Genomic DNA, 15,836 nt, shown 5'->3' on the forward strand with positions numbered 1-15,836 from the left:
ACAACGCCGTGAATGAAAAGTCAAGTCTACCTTTAACAAGGCCTTCAAATAAACGGAGGGAATTATTTTTAATGAAATATTCCAATAACAAGCCCAAAGAAGTAAAACAAGGGTATAATGACTATGCATAGGTAATTAGATGTACAGCCGGAGGTGAGTCTTTATGCCCGCAATGTCCATAAACTTTTCAAAAATCTTCTATTCTATAATAAATGACGAGGCTTCCTTTATCGATCTTTTTGAGCCGGCAATTCTTTTTATAGCCGATGAGCAGGGGAAGGTCCGGACAATGAAAGAATTAGGGAAACTCCCGGAAAAAATGATCGATGTGTTTAACCGGATAGAAATGAGCTTTTCAGAAGAAGGATTTCCATATACATATGACATGTACAATGTCGATGCGGTCGTTTTATCAATACAGCAGCACAGTGAAAAGTGGAACGGGTATCTTGGGATGATTATGCCGTCTGATCACAAACAGGCCCCGGCAGCCGCCGCCTTTCTTCATGGCTTTAAGCAGACTGTATCAATGAGTATGAAACTCGATGAGACCAACAAACGGTATGAGCATATTTCAACCCGAGGAACTGTACACGAACGGGTGATGGACCTGTTGTCTGATACAGACTATAATCATAACCTTCATTTGTTTGCCAGGCGTCTGCTTCTCACCGTTTCAGAGCTTATGGAAGACTGCACAATAGCTCTTTATTTATATGACAGAACTTTAAATACCTATCTTCCTTTTGAGACTACTGATTTCCCTAAATGGGACAAAGAAGAGTATGCCATTCAGGAGCCTGTTTTCCAGGACTGCATAAATGAAAAATATGCACAAGGTTTTACAATACTAAATAAACGGGATATTCAACATAAACCCCTGTTTAAAAAAGAGGACCGGTACAGTGATTTCGTCGTCCTCCCATTTTCAGCTTCGGATTCCACACTTGGGCTCCTGCTTCTTCTCACAGAAGAGGGAGAGTGCGAATTGAAAGATTTAAGAGAGCTGCAGAAACTTCTTGCTGCATTAACACCGTGGGTAAAGAGACTGATTGAATACGATAGAATGATCCGGGAAAAGAAGCGTAACGAATTGTTGCTCAAAGTGAATCAAAAGTTTTACTCTTCTATGGATGTCCGGGGGATTTTAAAAGAGATGGTTGTGTCTCTTCATGAAGCTTATCCGACGTTTGAGTCTGAGCTGCTGCTCACCCATGACCTCGAAATGAACGATGCGGCTCTTCAGGTGAAATCACTGAACATTAACCAGGAAGAGAGTACAGCGGTAGAAGCCTACCTGACCGGGAGGATTCAGGTGAAAGACTGCTTGAGAACCGGAAGCACATACCTTTTTGTCCCTTTAAAAGGGAAGCAGAGTATATACGGTGTACTGACATTGATCTCAACTGCAAATCTTGTTTTTTCGCCTGAGGAGCTTTCGTTTATTCAAATGTTTGCAGATACAGGGGGGAATGCCATTGAAAATGCCCGGCTGTATGAGCAGTCCAACGAGCATATTGCGAACCTTCAGATGATTAATAAAACATCAGCCAGGCTGAATTCGAAACTTAAGCTTCGTGAGCTCCTGGCTTATATGCGTACAAGCTTTCAGAAGTCGTTTTCTTGCGATGAGACGGGCTTTGTCATGTTTAATTCAGGAGAAGACCATTATTTGCCGGGCAGCACGGAAGCTTTTAAAAATCCCCGGTTGAAAAAGGGATTGAAAGAATATGTGAATCAAATTAATGAAGACGGTGTGTTACTGGGAAATGCGGAATCGGACCTGTTGGCTGAATTTCCTTCTATCATTGTTGTTCCGATGGTTCATGATAAAAAGATCAAAGGGGCTGTGGTCCTCCTGAAGCGGGATGAATACGCCTTTTCATTTGAAAGCTACAAGTTGGTGGAGTCTCTTGTTCATCACTCCACTCTTGCGATTATGAATGCTATGCTTCATGAAGAACTTGGTGAACTGGTTATCCGTGATTATTTAACAAAACTTTATACAAGAGCGTATCTGGATGAAAAACTGGCCGAATCCATGCAAAAGGATGCCTTAGGTTCGTTTATTCTTTTTGATATTGATGATTTTAAACAAATTAATGACTCTTACGGACATCAGGTAGGGGATGAAGTACTTATTCAGGTAGCGGAAATTTTAAAGGGAAACACGAAAGAAGGTCATGACATCTCGGCCCGGTGGGGAGGAGAAGAGTTGGCAGTCTACCTTCCGAGGACCGATGAAGATACAGCCAGACAAGTGGCAATGCGAATTCACGATAAGGTACAAGAGCAGACCGACCCTCACGTAACGGTTTCCTGTGGCGTTTCAACCTGGTCCCGGGGAGAAACCAAATCCCACAAAAGGTTATTTAACCTGGCAGACCAGGCTTTGTATTTGTCAAAGTCCTCAGGGAAAAGCCAGGTAAGAATGGCCAGCGAGCTGCTGGGAATAGTGGAATAAAAATGAGGATGCTCCTGATAAAGGAACATCCTCTTCATTATGAGTGCAGCGGGTTAGTTCTTCAGAGGTTATCTACAAGCTCTTTTACAAATCTGGTGAGCTGTACTTCATCTTCCTCACTGAAACGCGACTTAACAGGACTGTCAATATCAAGGAGACCAATGAGCTTTCCATCTTTCACTAACGGCAGTACGATTTCAGATTGTGATGCCGCATCGCAGGCAATATGCCCCGGGAAAGCATGAACATCATCGACACGCATCACTTTCTGCTCCTCGGCGGAAGTGCCGCATACGCCTTTGCCTTTTTTAATCCGCACACAGGCAGGAAGACCCTGAAAAGGTCCCAAAACAAGCTCCTCCTCTTTCCAGAGGTAAAAGCCCACCCAGTTTACCTCAGTGAGAAACTGGTTAAGCAAAGCAGAAGCATTACTCAGATTTGCGATGAGGTCTTCTTCGTCATACAACAATCCTTTCAGCTGCATAATTAACGTGTCATACTGGTTCTCGAGAGAACCCTGATAAGCGGTTGACTGAAACAATGTGACCCCTCCTGAATCATCTCAACTTGAAATTTTGTAAAGTATATCATAAAAGATAAGCACTTTGTAAAGAAAGGCTTATCGATTTAGCAGGAATTTTGTCTCCTTTATTCGAATTACGATATAATAAGGAAATTTTGGTTAATGTCTGGAGTGATCATCCGTGCCATCGAGAAAGGCGTCTAAAGAAAAGGTTGTAAAAGCAGCCATCGATTTATTCAATGTCCAGGGATATGCAGGCACATCCGTTAGAGATATAGCGGCTAAAGCTGATGCCAATGTCGCTTTGATCTCCTATTACTTTGGAAGTAAGCAAGGGCTTCTGGAACATTTGATGACAGACTTTCTGGAGGGGTTTGTAGAATCCATAGAAAGACATACCGGTCATATTGACCAGACCGGTGCCGGAGCAGCCTTGCTTTCAGCTGTCTGGGATGTTCTGTCCTATCAACAGCGGAGGCACCACCTTGCCCGCTTTGTCCACCGGGAAATCACCCTGGATACAACCTTGGTGAGGGAGCTTATGACAACGTATCTGACGAAGGAGAAGTCTCTGTATAAGAGAATTATTAAAACAGGATTTGAAAAAGGAGAGTTTCGTCATCCGCCGAACGATTTCTGGATTCTTCAATTCCGGGGAATGCTCATTCTCCCATTTCTTCATCCCCAGTATATACGGGAGGTTTATCATTTAATGCCTCACGAAAGTCACTTCCTGAACCGGTATTATCAGGAGATTACCAGGTGGCTGTCCCCTTTGTATCATGGGGAAATTCCAAAAGAACTAAAGGATCATCACTCCGGATAAACAGCCGGGGGAGTGAGTGGCACCTGGTCCTTTAATTTTACATAACCTGACCCAAGCTGTTTGTACGAATGGGAATCAGAGCCGTATACACATGGGATCTTCATCTCTGCAGCCTTCCTCAGGACATCGGATGAAGGGTAGCTTTCACCGCAGAGAGGTTTTATGAATCCAGCTCCGTTTACATCAAGGGTCATGCTGTGCTTTTTCACTTCCGTCAGAATGGGCAGGACTTTTTGAAGGCATGGAAAGGAAGCTGGAAATCGCTTTTGAAACTTTCTTACGAGTGTGATGTGTCCGATGCGATTAGGTTTATAGCTTCCTAAATCGGCTTTAATGGAGGAAAGTACGGTTGAAAAATACCGGTCATAGACAGCTTCGAGAGATCCTGAAGCTGTGATGGCTTCATTAAACATACCGGGTGAGTAATCAAGGCACGTATACCGATCATTGATCTTAAGGAAATGGACCGATAATATGGCGTCGTCAAGAACAGGACCGACTTCATTAAGAAACAGCCGCGTTTCTTCTTCATAGGCTTCAATGTAATCCACTTCCAGTCCAATCCGGATATCGAGTTCGTTCTTATATTTCTCCTTGAGGTTTTGAAGCTCAGTAATGTAGTGATTCAGATCTGAAAGATCCATTGCACTGTCTTTATCTGGGACAGGGTCGTCAAAGGATGGTGGAAGAGGAGCGTGCTCAGTAAAGGTCATCCCTTTCCAGCCGAGTTTAACCGCCTGTTTTATATAGTCTTCAAACGTATCTTTTGTTCCGTGGGGACAGAACGGGCTGTGGACGTGTCCATCATACTCGATCATGGTTTTATTCACCTCATTGTTGGATTATCCCGTATTATGTCGCTTTAAATAAAAAAGTCAGAAAGAACTAAAAAAAATCCAATAAAATCGCTCAAATATATATTTTTCCATGATATTATAAGGAACATAGACGATTACTTCAACCTGCGGCCAGGGGAGGCAACTTTTTTTTCGACAAAATCCTGGTTCTATTATAAATCAAAATGGACGCCTTACCCAGACGTTCTTACATAATTACGACTTACAGAGGAGGTTTCCTATGACAGCCCCAGTTATTTATTCTCTTATCGGATTAATCATTCTGGCCGTTATTATCGGAGCGGTTTCAAGAAAAAAGATATACAAGGAAGTTGACAGGCTTGAACAATGGAAAATGAAAATTATGAATGAGCCGGTTTCAGAGGAGATCTCTAAAATCAAGGGGCTTACCATGTCCGGAGAGACTGAGCAACGTTTTGAAGCATGGCGTTCGGAGTGGGATGATATTGTTACAAAACAGCTTCCGGATGTAGAAGAAAAGCTGTTTGATATTGAAGAATCAGCGAACAGGTACCGTTTCAGAAAAGCAAAAAAGCTGATGGTCGAAGTGGATTATACGCTCCTCGCGATTGAGACACATATGAAAAACATGATTAAAGAAATTGATGAACTGGTTGAGAGCGAGGAAAGAAACAGAGAAGAAATCAGTGAAGTCCAGAACTACTATGATGAAACCAAAAAGAAACTGTGGATGAAGCGCAGCACTCTTGGAGATGCAGGCGGTAAACTTGATCAGATGATGAAAGATGTTCACGGGACTTTCGATGCATTTGCAGAGCATACTGCAAAAGGCAATTATCTTCTTGCAAGAGAAACCCTCGAAGAGATGAAAGAATCTCTTCAGCATATCAATTCCTTGATTGAAGAAGTGCCTCCTTATCTCGTTCTTATTGAAAAGGACCTTCCAAAACAGCTTACTGAGCTTTCCCTCGGTCTCAAAGAGATGGAAGAGAAGGGATTTGCCATTGAACATTTTGGCTTCACAAGTCAGACTACAAAAATGAAGCAGGAACTCGATCAGCTTATCGATCTTTTGTACGATGTGAAGGTTGAAGAAGTGAAAGAACCGGTTGCTGCGATCCAGTCTGAAATTGACGGGATATATGAGAAGCTTGAATACGAAGCCCTCTCCAAACAGGTAGTAACCCAGGAAGTTCATGAGCTGGCAAGGCGTGTGGACCTGCTTCCGGAGCACTTCCAGCAGCTGCTTGTTGAAACAGAAGAAGTAAAGATGACCTACCGCCTCACTGAAGATGAGTATAAAGCTCACTTTAAACTGGAAAAAACAGTGAAGGAAATCATTCAGCAGTTTATGATGATTGAAGATTACATTGAGAATCAAAAGCAGTCCTATACCGCTTTACGCAAGATGGTTACAGACTTTAAAGAAAAGCTTGAAGCAGGGGAAGCGGAACTTCTCCATGCTAAAGAGGTTCTTGAGGAAATGAGAAGTGATGAGCGAAAAGCAGAAGAAACGTTAAGGGAGCTCAAGCAGAAACTGATCAGCGGGCAGAAGAAGCTTCAAAAGAGCAACATCCCCGGTCTCCCGAAAGATATCTTAAAGGAAATGGATACAGCTGAAGAGTACTTCATTCAGGCTTCAAATAAACTTGATGAAGTTCCGTTATCCATTGATGAAGTGACTCACCATGTAGATAAGGCGCACGTCCATATCGAAAACTTTATGGCGGTGCTGAACGACCTTATTGAGAAAGCGACGCTTGCTGAGCGGGTTATCCAGTATGGAAACCGTTTTAGAAGGAAGGATGACAGGTTAAATATTCTCCTGCTTCAGGCAGAGGAAGCCTTTCGCAACTATCAGTATGAAGAAGCTCTCGAATTGAGTGTAAAAGCGATCCGGCCGGTAGACCCAGACGTCTTGGAACGTGTTCAAAGAGAAGAATCATTACAGCCGAGTGTGTAACATCACACTCGGTTTTTGCTGTTTAAAATTCAACGATTAACCATTGCTGGTCCTAAGGTCATGGAGTATTTTTAAACCCTGCAGAGCTTCAGCTGAAAAGCCTCAGTCCCACTCTTGGAAATCGAAGGGCTTCACCTGCCTCGAAAAGGGTGTAATAAATAACAAAAGGCTGTACCGCGAAGTTGTTTACTTCCGGTACAGCCCTGTAAAGAATTTAATTATTTTTCCGCTGAAAAGAACCACCCTATCACAGCGCCTGCTGTAGCAGGGATGACCCATCCGATACCCATTTCAAAGAATGGCAGTATAGAGAGTACTGAAGTCAGGGGTTCAGCAAAGATTCCGGCTGTAATCAGTCCTTCTGGTACACTGATCAATGCGGCTCCGATAACAGCTCCCTTATACACGGCGGCTTTTTGGCCGAAGATGCGGTCGATCAATACGAAAACAATCAGCACGATGGCTATGGGATAAATCATAATGAGCATCGGCAGTGAAAAAGCAATCAACTGTGTAAGTCCCATATTAGCCATGAGAAGACTGAATAAGGCGATGATCCCTGTAGTAACCGGATATGGAACCCGGGGAGCAACACGTTTTAAATATTCACCGAACGCAGAGATCAGGCCGACAGAAGTCGTTAAACAGGCAATAACGATAACAAAGGACAACAGTACAACGCCTGTTTCCCCTAATAGCATCCTGGAAACGGCAGTGAGAATCAGCCCCCCGTTATCCATCATGCCGATTTCACTTACGCTGGTAGCCCCCAGATAGGAAAGGGAAAAATAGACAAGTGCCAGTCCGCTTCCGGCTATCAGCCCCACATGCACGGCTTTTCTTGCTACTTCCTTTGGTTCGGTAACACCGTGTTCCTTCATTCTGGAGATGATGACAATACCGAAAACAAGTGCCGCAATGGCGTCCATCGTTAAATAGCCTTCCAGGAATCCTTTAAAGAATGGAAACTGGGTATAGCCTTCTGATGGCTCCTGTATCGAACCTACCGGGTTTAGGAAGCCGTTTAAAGCAAGGACTGTTAATAGGATAACAAGTGCCGGTGTCAAATACTTCCCAAGCCGTGAAACAAGCTTGGACGGGTTAAGGGACAGCCAGTAGCTTACTCCGAAGAAAACAAGTGTAAAGATAAAGAGCAGGAGGGTCTGGGCCCCTTCACCGGTGTACGGTGTGGCCCCGATTTCAAAAGCGACACTCCCAGTTCTGGGGATACCGAATAATGGGCCGATTGCTAAATAAACGACCAATGGAAAAAATAAGCCGAAAGCCGGACTTACTTTGTTTGAAACTTTCTGCAAATCTCCCCCGGACTTTGCAATAGCGACGATCGCGAGTATAGGCAGTCCGACTCCTGTAACGAGAAAGCCTATAATGGCAGTCCATACTGCGGTACCAGCCTGTTGTCCGAGTGCTGGAGGGAAGATAAGATTCCCGGCGCCAAGAAACAGGGCAAACATCATCAGGCCGATGGCAACTGTTTCCTTATTTGTAAGCGTTTTCTTATTCATGGATGAAACCTCCTGGAGTTAACGATCACATTGGTAAATCATTTAGTTTGGGCTTTAAAGCAATAAAGCCAAACGTAATTTTATCATAAAGTCGAATGTTGTAAACAGTTAAAATTAAAAGAATTTTTATTTTATGGTGGCAGATATACAGTTGAAGCGGGGAATTAAGGTCGGACTGCCCGGCTTTTCAGGGAACAAACATGAACAACCGGGGTAAACTGATCCTGGACAGACGCGTCAGGTTTTGTATGATAGTAAGAGGATTTTACGTATTTTAAAAAGAATACCCGGTGTTTAATGTAAAGGCTTTGTTAAAGTCCGGTGGTTCCATATTAGTAGTGATTGCCGGGAAGCCGCAAAGGCAAGCCCGATCCCTGAGGATTAACCGCCCGCGGAAAGTGAGCAGAAATGACTCCGAAATTAACAAAGCGGATTAAAAAAGCCTAAGGGTTATGATATGATAAGCTGTTGGGGAGTATACGTTTATCTCACTTGTACTTAAAAGGAGTTAACAATAAATGATTTATTTTGATAACAGTGCCACCACACGTCCATATCCCGAAGTGGTAGAGACGTTTGCAAAGGTATCTGTGGACTTTTTTGGCAACCCTTCTTCGCTGCACCCTGGAGGAAAACAGGCGGAAAGGCTTCTCGTCCAGACACGTGAACGTGCAGCAAGCCTTTTGAATGTTGATTTTAAAGAGGTCCTGTTTACATCTGGTGGAACAGAAAGCAACAACCTTGCGATAAAAGGTACGGCCTATCAGCACCGGTCAAGGGGCAGGCATCTTATTACCTCTGAAGCAGAGCATCCTTCAAGTTACGAAACCTTCAGGCAGCTGGAACAGGAAGGCTTTAATGTCACCTATCTTCCGGTAAATAACAAAGGCATCGTAAGCCTGGATGATGTAAAACAAGCAGTAGGGCACGAAACGGTTCTTGTTTCTCTTCTCCATGTAAATAATGAGCTTGGTTCCATCAATCCGGTTGAACAGATCGGCAACTTTTTACTAAACCATCCTAAAGTCCTTTTTCATGTAGACCATGTTCAGGGTGTGGGGAAGGTTCCTCTTCACCTGAAGAATGCGAAAGTGGATTTCTGTTCCTTTTCGTCCCATAAGTTCCACGGATTGAAGGGAACAGGGCTTTTGTATGCGAGAGCAGGAACCAAACTCTCACCTATATTTAAAGGTGGGAGCCAGGAACATCAAATGCGTGCCGGCACTGAAAACGTTGCGGGGGCAACAGCAATGGTAAAAGCCCTCAGAATGACACAGGATGCTGCAGTTAAACGAACAAAGGAGCTTTACCGGATGTCGGAACGCCTCATCGAAGAACTGAAGTCCATTGATGGTGTCTATGTCAATACACCTGAAGAACGGGCGCCGCACATTGTCAATTTCTCGGTGCCGGGACTTAAGCCTGAAGTTCTTGTGCAATCCTATGGAGAAAAGAGCATGTATGTATCAACGAAGAGTGCATGTTCATCGAAGTTCGCGGAACCGAGCAGAGTCCTGACGGCGTGTGGTTTTAATTATGAGCGTGCTGCAAGCGGTGTCCGGGTGTCTTTGTCTTTTGAAAATACCAACGAAGAAATGTCAGCGTTTATTGATTATACGAAGGAAATGATTCCTTCACTATTAAAGGTGGTAAACAGATAATGGAACCAGTATATGACCATATATTAATACGTTATGCAGAGCTTTCTTTAAAAGGAAAGAACCGCAGCCATTTTGAAAAACGGCTTCAGCACAATATCCGGACCGCGTTAAGGAAGTTTCCGGAAGTTAAAGTGAAACGTTCCTTTGGGCGTATGTTTGTTGAACTTCATGGGGAAGATGTACAGGGTGTCTCAGACATACTTCAGCACTTATTCGGTATTCATTCATTCAGTCCAGCATTGAAAACGGACAATGAGCTTGATGGAATTAAGGCTGCTGCTCTTTTTGCCATTAAAGATGCCCTGCCGGATGAAGAAGGGACGTTTAAAGTATCTGCCAGACGGATTGACAAATCTTTTCCGGTTCGTTCACAAAAGCTCAATTATGAACTTGGATCTCATATTCTTCAAAACACAGGTGACATTACAGTAGATGTTCATAACCCTGATGTAGAAGTAAAAGTAGAGGTCCGTCAGGAGGCAACCTACCTTACGTGTAAAACGGTCAAGGGGCCGGGGGGACTGCCTATAGGAACAGGCGGCCGTGTCATGCTGATGCTTTCAGGAGGGATTGACAGTCCTGTAGCAGGCTACCAGATGCTCAAACGCGGAGTCGATCTCCAGGCTGTTCATTTCCACAGTCCGCCTTTTACAAACGAGCGTGCTCTTCAAAAGGTAAAAGATCTGACAAAAGTTCTCTCCCGCTATGCCGGAACGGAAATAACCCTTCATGTTGTGCCGTTCACAGAGGCTCAGAAAAAAATTCATGAAGCTGTGCCGGGTGAATACGAGATGACCATCATGCGCCGTGTGATGCTTCGTATCGCTGAAAAAGTAGCCGCAAAAAATAAAGCTTTGGCCCTGGCTAACGGGGAAAGTCTGGGACAGGTGGCCAGCCAGACGCTGGACAGTATGTTTACGATTAACGAAGTGACAACAATGCCGGTATTACGGCCTCTCGTTGCCATGGATAAACTGGAAGTCATTGATATCGCGCAGAAGATCGATACGTATGAGTTATCTATTCTTCCCTATGAAGACTGCTGCACAATATTTCTGCCGCCTCAGACGAAAACAAAGCCAAACCGTACAAAAGCAAACCGTTTCGAAGGAAACCTCGATATTGAGGCTCTTGTAGAGGATGCGGCTGAACGGACGTACAAACAGACTCTTTCATCTGCTGAAGAGTTGGACAAGGAATTTGAAGACCTTTTTTAATAGATCATAAATTATTACCACAAATTGGTTGACTTACTGATGCATGTGAAATCTCTTCTTGTAGCATTCTATGGTTACAAGGGAGGTGACAAACATGGCAAATAACAGAAGTTCTAACCAATTAGTAGTCCCTGGTGTACAACAAGCTCTTGATCAAATGAAATACGAGATCGCTCAAGAGTTCGGTGTCCAGCTTGGCCCGGATTCAACATCTCGCGCTAACGGTTCCGTTGGTGGAGAAATCACTAAGCGTCTAGTTCAACAAGCTGAGCAACAACTAGGCGGGTACCAAAAATAATAAATATTATGGCTGATGGGAGTATCCCCGATAACCGGGAGATACTCCTTTACTTTGTTGGTGCCAGGCACTGTGTGAAGAAGTCACACAGTGCCTGGCACCTTTTTTGATTTTCGGATAAAACAGAGGTATGATGAGGGATATTGGAATACTATCCCAACCAGTTCTACTGAACAATCAACTGCAGGGGAGAGATGATAGATGGGGACACTTTGGTATGGAGCAAAAGTACGTACATTGGAGACAGAAAATGATCTACACGAGGCTGTTTACGTTGAGGATGGCATCATTCAGGACGTAGGGGAAAAAGCGGAACTTGAACGTACATACAGCAAAAGGATTACTGAATACCATGACATTTCAGGCGGAGTGATCTATCCCGGCTTTGTAGACAGCCATTTACATATGATTGGTCACGGTGAGAAGCTGCAGCGCATTGATTTATCTGAGATTACAAGCGTGGAGACGCTTATGCATGTACTAAAGAAAAGAGCTGAAGAACTTAATAAGGGGGAGTGGCTGATTGCAGAGGGATTTAATGAAAATTTATTTACCCCTGCCGTTGTTCCCCACCGAAGTGAGCTGGATGAGATTACCTCTGAGCATCCTGTTGTGCTCACGAGAGTCTGCCGGCATGCAATGCTTGTAAATTCGTATGTTCTTGAGCTCGCAGGTATTAATGCTTCAACGCCCGATCCCCCGGGGGGGCTCATAGTAAAGGACAGGGAAGGGCTTCCTTCAGGCTACCTTCACGATCAGGCTCAGGAGTATGTCCGGGACGTGATGCCGGATATCGATGGGGATTATTTGCACAGTGCCCTGACCGATTCCCTTAACGATCTGTGGTCCAAGGGATTTACCGGAGCTCATACAGAGGACTTAAATTACTACGGTGATCCGGACCTAACCCTTCAAACCTTTTTGAATGTGATTGATGGTAAAAAGCAGAAGTTCAGGGCGAGCCTCTTGGTTCATCACGAAGTTGCCGGTTCTTTAAAAGAAAAGGGCTATACTTATGGTGATTTGAACAACACAATTGAGCTGGGGGCAGTAAAGGTTTTTGCGGACGGAGCTCTCGGAGGGCGAACAGCGCTCCTCAGGCAACCGTATAGTGATGATTCTTCAACCAGCGGTGTGGCGATCTACACCAGATCACAGCTCAGTGATATCGTCAGGGAAGCAAGGAAGCTGGAGATGCCGGTGGCCATTCATACGATCGGGGACCTGGCTCTGGAGTATGCCCTTGATGCTATCGAGGAGAATCCTGTACCAGCAGGGTTAAGAGACCGGCTGATCCACCTTCAGGTAACGGGTCCTGATCTTTTAAATCGGCTGCAGAAGCTTCCGGTCGTCCTGGATATCCAGCCTCGTTTTGTAGCATCAGACTTCCCATGGGTTGAGGAAAGACTCGGTCCTGAACGGCTGGAGTACGGGTTTGCATGGAAAACGTATCTCGATATGGGGATAGCTTGTGCAGGAGGTTCAGATGCACCTATCGAACCCCCCGATCCTCTTCTGGGGATTCATGCTGCTGTAACACGAAGGAAGCCTGAGGAGAACCATAAGGGCTACTATCCTGAGCAAAAACTTACCCTCTTTGAAGCGCTAAGGTTATTTACAACAGGGAGTGCCCAGGCCATCAGCCAGGAAGAAGAGTATGGTCTGATTAAAAAAGGGTACAAAGCCGATTTTACGATTTTTGACCATGACCTGTTTGACCTGTCTCCGGATGAGTGGCTGAACGTTCAGGTTAAAAAAACGGTTGTAGATAATACAGTTGTTTATGAAAACCAGGCTGCGAAATAAAAAACTGTCCCGTAAGCCGGACCTGCGGGACAGTGTTAAAGCAGTATCTTCAATTTACAGGAAGCTTCTCTTCACTTTATGAAGGAAAGAGTTGTCTTTCAGCTTAAGCATTTTCACTTTACGTTCGGAGACTTTCACTCTGATCTCCTTACTGTGACGGATGCTGAGTGCTTCATTGTCAACACCCATGATTGGATGGTCATTTCCATCCTGTACAACCTGCAGTACCAGTTCGCGGTCACCGCTTAAAAGGAGTGGTGAACCCAGAGTACGGTAATTGTTATTGTCGAGAGATGCCATTTCCGTCAGCTGCATGGATACAAGGCGAGGGTCTACTATAGCCCCTTTCAAAGACTTGTTATATGCTGTACTTCCGGTAGGGGTGGAAATGACAAGCCCGTCCCCTCTGAATGTTTCAAAGTGCAGGCCATCGATAAAGATATCGACAACGAATGTTTTTATGACATTTGAGCGAATTGAACATTCATTGAGACAGTAGAAACCTTTCTGCCCGTCAATCGTAACTTCCAGTACGGGATACCGGAGAACTTCAACCATATCTGTCTGCATGGCTTTTTCGATGGATTCAAGATCTTCAAGATCAAAATCGGCATAAAAGCCGAGGTGGCCGTCGTTAATGGATAAATAAAGGCAGTCTTCCTGGAAGTCCGTTCGTCTGAGGGATTGTAAGAAGGCGCCGTCACCGCCGATACTGGCAATGATATTGGCATCTTTTACATTATCAACAAGGCGGAAATTATATTTTCTGCCGAGCTCCCGCAGTCGGTCAACTTTCTCTTTTGTTTTTTCTTCTTCTACATAATGAAGGTAAACATTTCTTCTCTCTGGCATGTTGTAACTTCCTTTCTGTGAGGTGATCAAAGGCTACAGGTTTGTATGTAGTTTACCCTGTCATTAGTTAATTTCTTTAAAAAGAGAGGAATTCCTTCAAATAAGAGTCTGAAAATGGAGAAAACCCTCTGGTTAGCGGGGAAGGAACACGTATTTTGTCAGGGAATCCCCTGCCTGTGCTTTCCTGTATGAGGCAGGAGCCCGCTGTTACGGGCGAGAATAATAAACATAAAAATGGAGGTTTTAAGATGAGTGGCAAACGCTGGGTTGCAGTAGGAATTGCTGTGGCATTATTTATGGGGTCAAGTTTCTTTTCTCTTGCTATGGGTGCTTTCACTACAGATTGGGACGATCTTTTTGCCGGTGAGGAGTACGATGTAGATGAACATGTTCTTGAAAGAGGAAATGGTAATGGAAAGATTGTTGTAATGCACTTAAACGGGGTCATTCAGAGCAGTTATGATGCTCCTTCACTTTTTGAATCTGCTACATACAACCATAACCGTTTTTTGAAGCAACTTGACGCTGCCGCAAACGACGGCAGTGTTGACGGAATTATTATCAGTGTTAACACTCCGGGTGGCGGAGTCATGGAGAGCGACCAGATTCATGACAAGATCGTTGAAATACAGGAGGAATACGGAAAAGAAATCTATATCAGCATGCAGAGTATGGCTGCGAGTGGAGGATACTATATCGCGGCTCCCGCTGCACAGGTATACGCTCATCCACAAACGATAACAGGTTCAATCGGTGTTATCATGCAGTCATTGAATGTGGCTGAGCTGGCTGAAGACCTTGGCATTCAATCCGAAGTGATTAAGAGCGGACCGTATAAAGACATCATGTCTGCAACCCGTGAGATGACGGACGATGAGCGTCAGATTCTGCAGGATCTCATTGACGAATCGTATGAACGTTTTGTTGATATTATTTCGGAAGGTCGGGACATGCCGCGCGATCAGGTTGAAGAGCTGGCAGATGGCCGTATTTATTCGGGAAACCAGGCCTATGAAGCAGATTTGGTTGACGGCCTCGGGGACCTGGACGATGTGATTGAAGCCTTCAGGGAAGATATCGGCAAAGGAGATATTGATGTTGTTGAGTATCGTCAGCCACTTGGCTTCCCATCCTTATTTGGAGCTGCAGCTCAATCCGTTTTCGGTGATCAGTTGTCTATGTACTCTATGAAAGAATGGATCCATCAGTCCCACGCTCCACGCCTGATGTATCTGTACACGAATTGAGGTGGGAAACATGAATGATAACCGGGAATATGAAAAACAGGAAGAAGAAGCGCTCACCGATTCTGCAGCGGAACGTGAAGAAGACCGGGAGGATATTGACGTCGTTCACAGTAATGAACGGGATGAAATTGAGCGGTTTCATGAACCAATCTATTACGGTGGTTTTTGGATGAGGTTCTGGGCCTATCTTGTGGATCTGCTTATTGTTTCAAGCCTGAACGGACTTATAGCAGGCAGTGTCCTCGCCATAATCGGTCTTGAAGGACTCACCTTTGGGATATATTCACTTGCAGGTCTTGTCAGTGCCCTTGTGGCTTTTGGCTACTTTTCCATTATGACGAAAATAATGGGACAGACACTGGGCAAGCTGATTTTCGGGTTGAGTGTGATTTCAGTAAAGCATGAAACTCTTACATGGGGGGACGTGCTCATGCGGGAAGTGGTTGGACGTTTTATCCACCGTTCCTTAGTGATTACAAACGTTCTGTACATTGTTGTCGGGTTTGATTCCCGAAAGCAGGGGATTCATGATAAGTTTGCTGACACGGCTGTCGTTCTTGAGCCAAGGCAGACCCGCCGTTCTGCATAAAAAAAACTGTTAAACCTGTCCTGACCGGGCAGGTTTATTTTTGTGC

13 protein-coding genes are annotated in these 15,836 nt (G+C 44.5%); 9 read left to right on the forward strand and 4 right to left on the reverse strand.

Translation table 11 applies throughout. From position 1 onward, the window contains the following. Positions 1–163: 163 nt before the first annotated feature. A complete protein-coding gene (locus tag JSY36_RS11745; protein ID WP_205166550.1) occupies positions 164–2,464 on the forward strand; it encodes a sensor domain-containing diguanylate cyclase in 2,301 nt (766 codons plus the stop codon). Positions 2,465–2,525: 61 nt separating this feature from the next. On the opposite strand, the gene JSY36_RS11750 is transcribed toward JSY36_RS11745, so the two are convergent. Beyond that, complete coding sequence (locus tag JSY36_RS11750; RefSeq protein ID WP_205166551.1) at positions 2,526–3,005, reverse strand: GAF domain-containing protein; 480 nt, start codon at positions 3,003–3,005, stop codon at positions 2,526–2,528. A gap of 163 nt (positions 3,006–3,168) precedes the next feature. On the opposite strand from JSY36_RS11750, the gene refZ reads away from it, so the two are divergent. After that, entirely contained in the window at positions 3,169–3,813 is a 645-nt protein-coding gene (gene refZ, locus JSY36_RS11755; protein WP_122898083.1) for a forespore capture DNA-binding protein RefZ, read from the forward strand. Here the strand turns inward: refZ and hisJ are convergent. Continuing rightward, complete coding sequence (hisJ, locus tag JSY36_RS11760) at positions 3,801–4,631, reverse strand: histidinol-phosphatase HisJ (protein WP_205166552.1); 831 nt, start codon at positions 4,629–4,631, stop codon at positions 3,801–3,803. The genes refZ and hisJ overlap by 13 nt on opposite strands. A 259-nt stretch (positions 4,632–4,890) precedes the next feature. Here hisJ and ezrA point away from each other — a divergent pair, with 259 nt between their 5' ends. Further along, the gene (gene ezrA / locus JSY36_RS11765) at positions 4,891–6,594 is read left to right on the forward strand and encodes a septation ring formation regulator EzrA (protein ID WP_205166553.1); all 1,704 of its coding nucleotides are present in this window, start codon (positions 4,891–4,893) and stop codon (positions 6,592–6,594) included. Between the two features lie 218 nt (positions 6,595–6,812). On the opposite strand, the gene brnQ is transcribed toward ezrA, so the two are convergent. Continuing rightward, positions 6,813–8,120 (reverse strand): branched-chain amino acid transport system II carrier protein, encoded by a 1,308-nt coding sequence (gene brnQ / locus JSY36_RS11770; protein WP_205166554.1) that lies wholly within the window; start codon positions 8,118–8,120, stop codon positions 6,813–6,815. Between the two features lie 518 nt (positions 8,121–8,638). On the opposite strand from brnQ, the gene JSY36_RS11775 reads away from it, so the two are divergent. The 4 genes from JSY36_RS11775 (at position 8,639) to JSY36_RS11790 (ending at position 13,102) form a co-directional block, all read left to right on the forward strand. Beyond that, positions 8,639–9,781, forward strand: a complete 1,143-nt coding sequence (locus tag JSY36_RS11775; protein WP_205166555.1) for a cysteine desulfurase family protein — start codon at positions 8,639–8,641, stop codon at positions 9,779–9,781. Beyond that, positions 9,781–10,998, forward strand: a complete 1,218-nt coding sequence (gene thiI, locus JSY36_RS11780) for a tRNA uracil 4-sulfurtransferase ThiI (RefSeq protein ID WP_205166556.1) — start codon at positions 9,781–9,783, stop codon at positions 10,996–10,998. Before JSY36_RS11775 ends, thiI begins: the two co-directional genes overlap by 1 nt. Before the next feature lie 94 nt (positions 10,999–11,092). Continuing rightward, entirely contained in the window at positions 11,093–11,296 is a 204-nt protein-coding gene (locus JSY36_RS11785; RefSeq protein WP_205166557.1) for an alpha/beta-type small acid-soluble spore protein, read from the forward strand. Between the two features lie 201 nt (positions 11,297–11,497). Beyond that, on the forward strand, positions 11,498–13,102 hold the full coding sequence (locus JSY36_RS11790) for an amidohydrolase (protein ID WP_205166558.1): 1,605 nt from the start codon (positions 11,498–11,500) through the stop codon (positions 13,100–13,102). 54 nt (positions 13,103–13,156) lie between these two features. On the opposite strand, the gene JSY36_RS11795 is transcribed toward JSY36_RS11790, so the two are convergent. Next, entirely contained in the window at positions 13,157–13,954 is a 798-nt protein-coding gene (locus JSY36_RS11795) for an NAD kinase (protein ID WP_122898066.1), read from the reverse strand. Positions 13,955–14,202: 248 nt separating this feature from the next. On the opposite strand from JSY36_RS11795, the gene sppA reads away from it, so the two are divergent. After that, positions 14,203–15,201, forward strand: coding sequence for a signal peptide peptidase SppA (gene sppA, locus JSY36_RS11800; protein WP_122898064.1), 999 nt, complete (start codon positions 14,203–14,205; stop codon positions 15,199–15,201). Between the two features lie 10 nt (positions 15,202–15,211). Beyond that, positions 15,212–15,790 (forward strand): RDD family protein, encoded by a 579-nt coding sequence (locus JSY36_RS11805; RefSeq protein ID WP_205166559.1) that lies wholly within the window; start codon positions 15,212–15,214, stop codon positions 15,788–15,790. Positions 15,791–15,836: the final 46 nt, after the last annotated feature.

This window comes from Alteribacter salitolerans, from assembly GCF_016901055.1.
Taxonomy (GTDB): domain Bacteria; phylum Bacillota; class Bacilli; order Bacillales; family Salisediminibacteriaceae; genus Alteribacter; species Alteribacter keqinensis.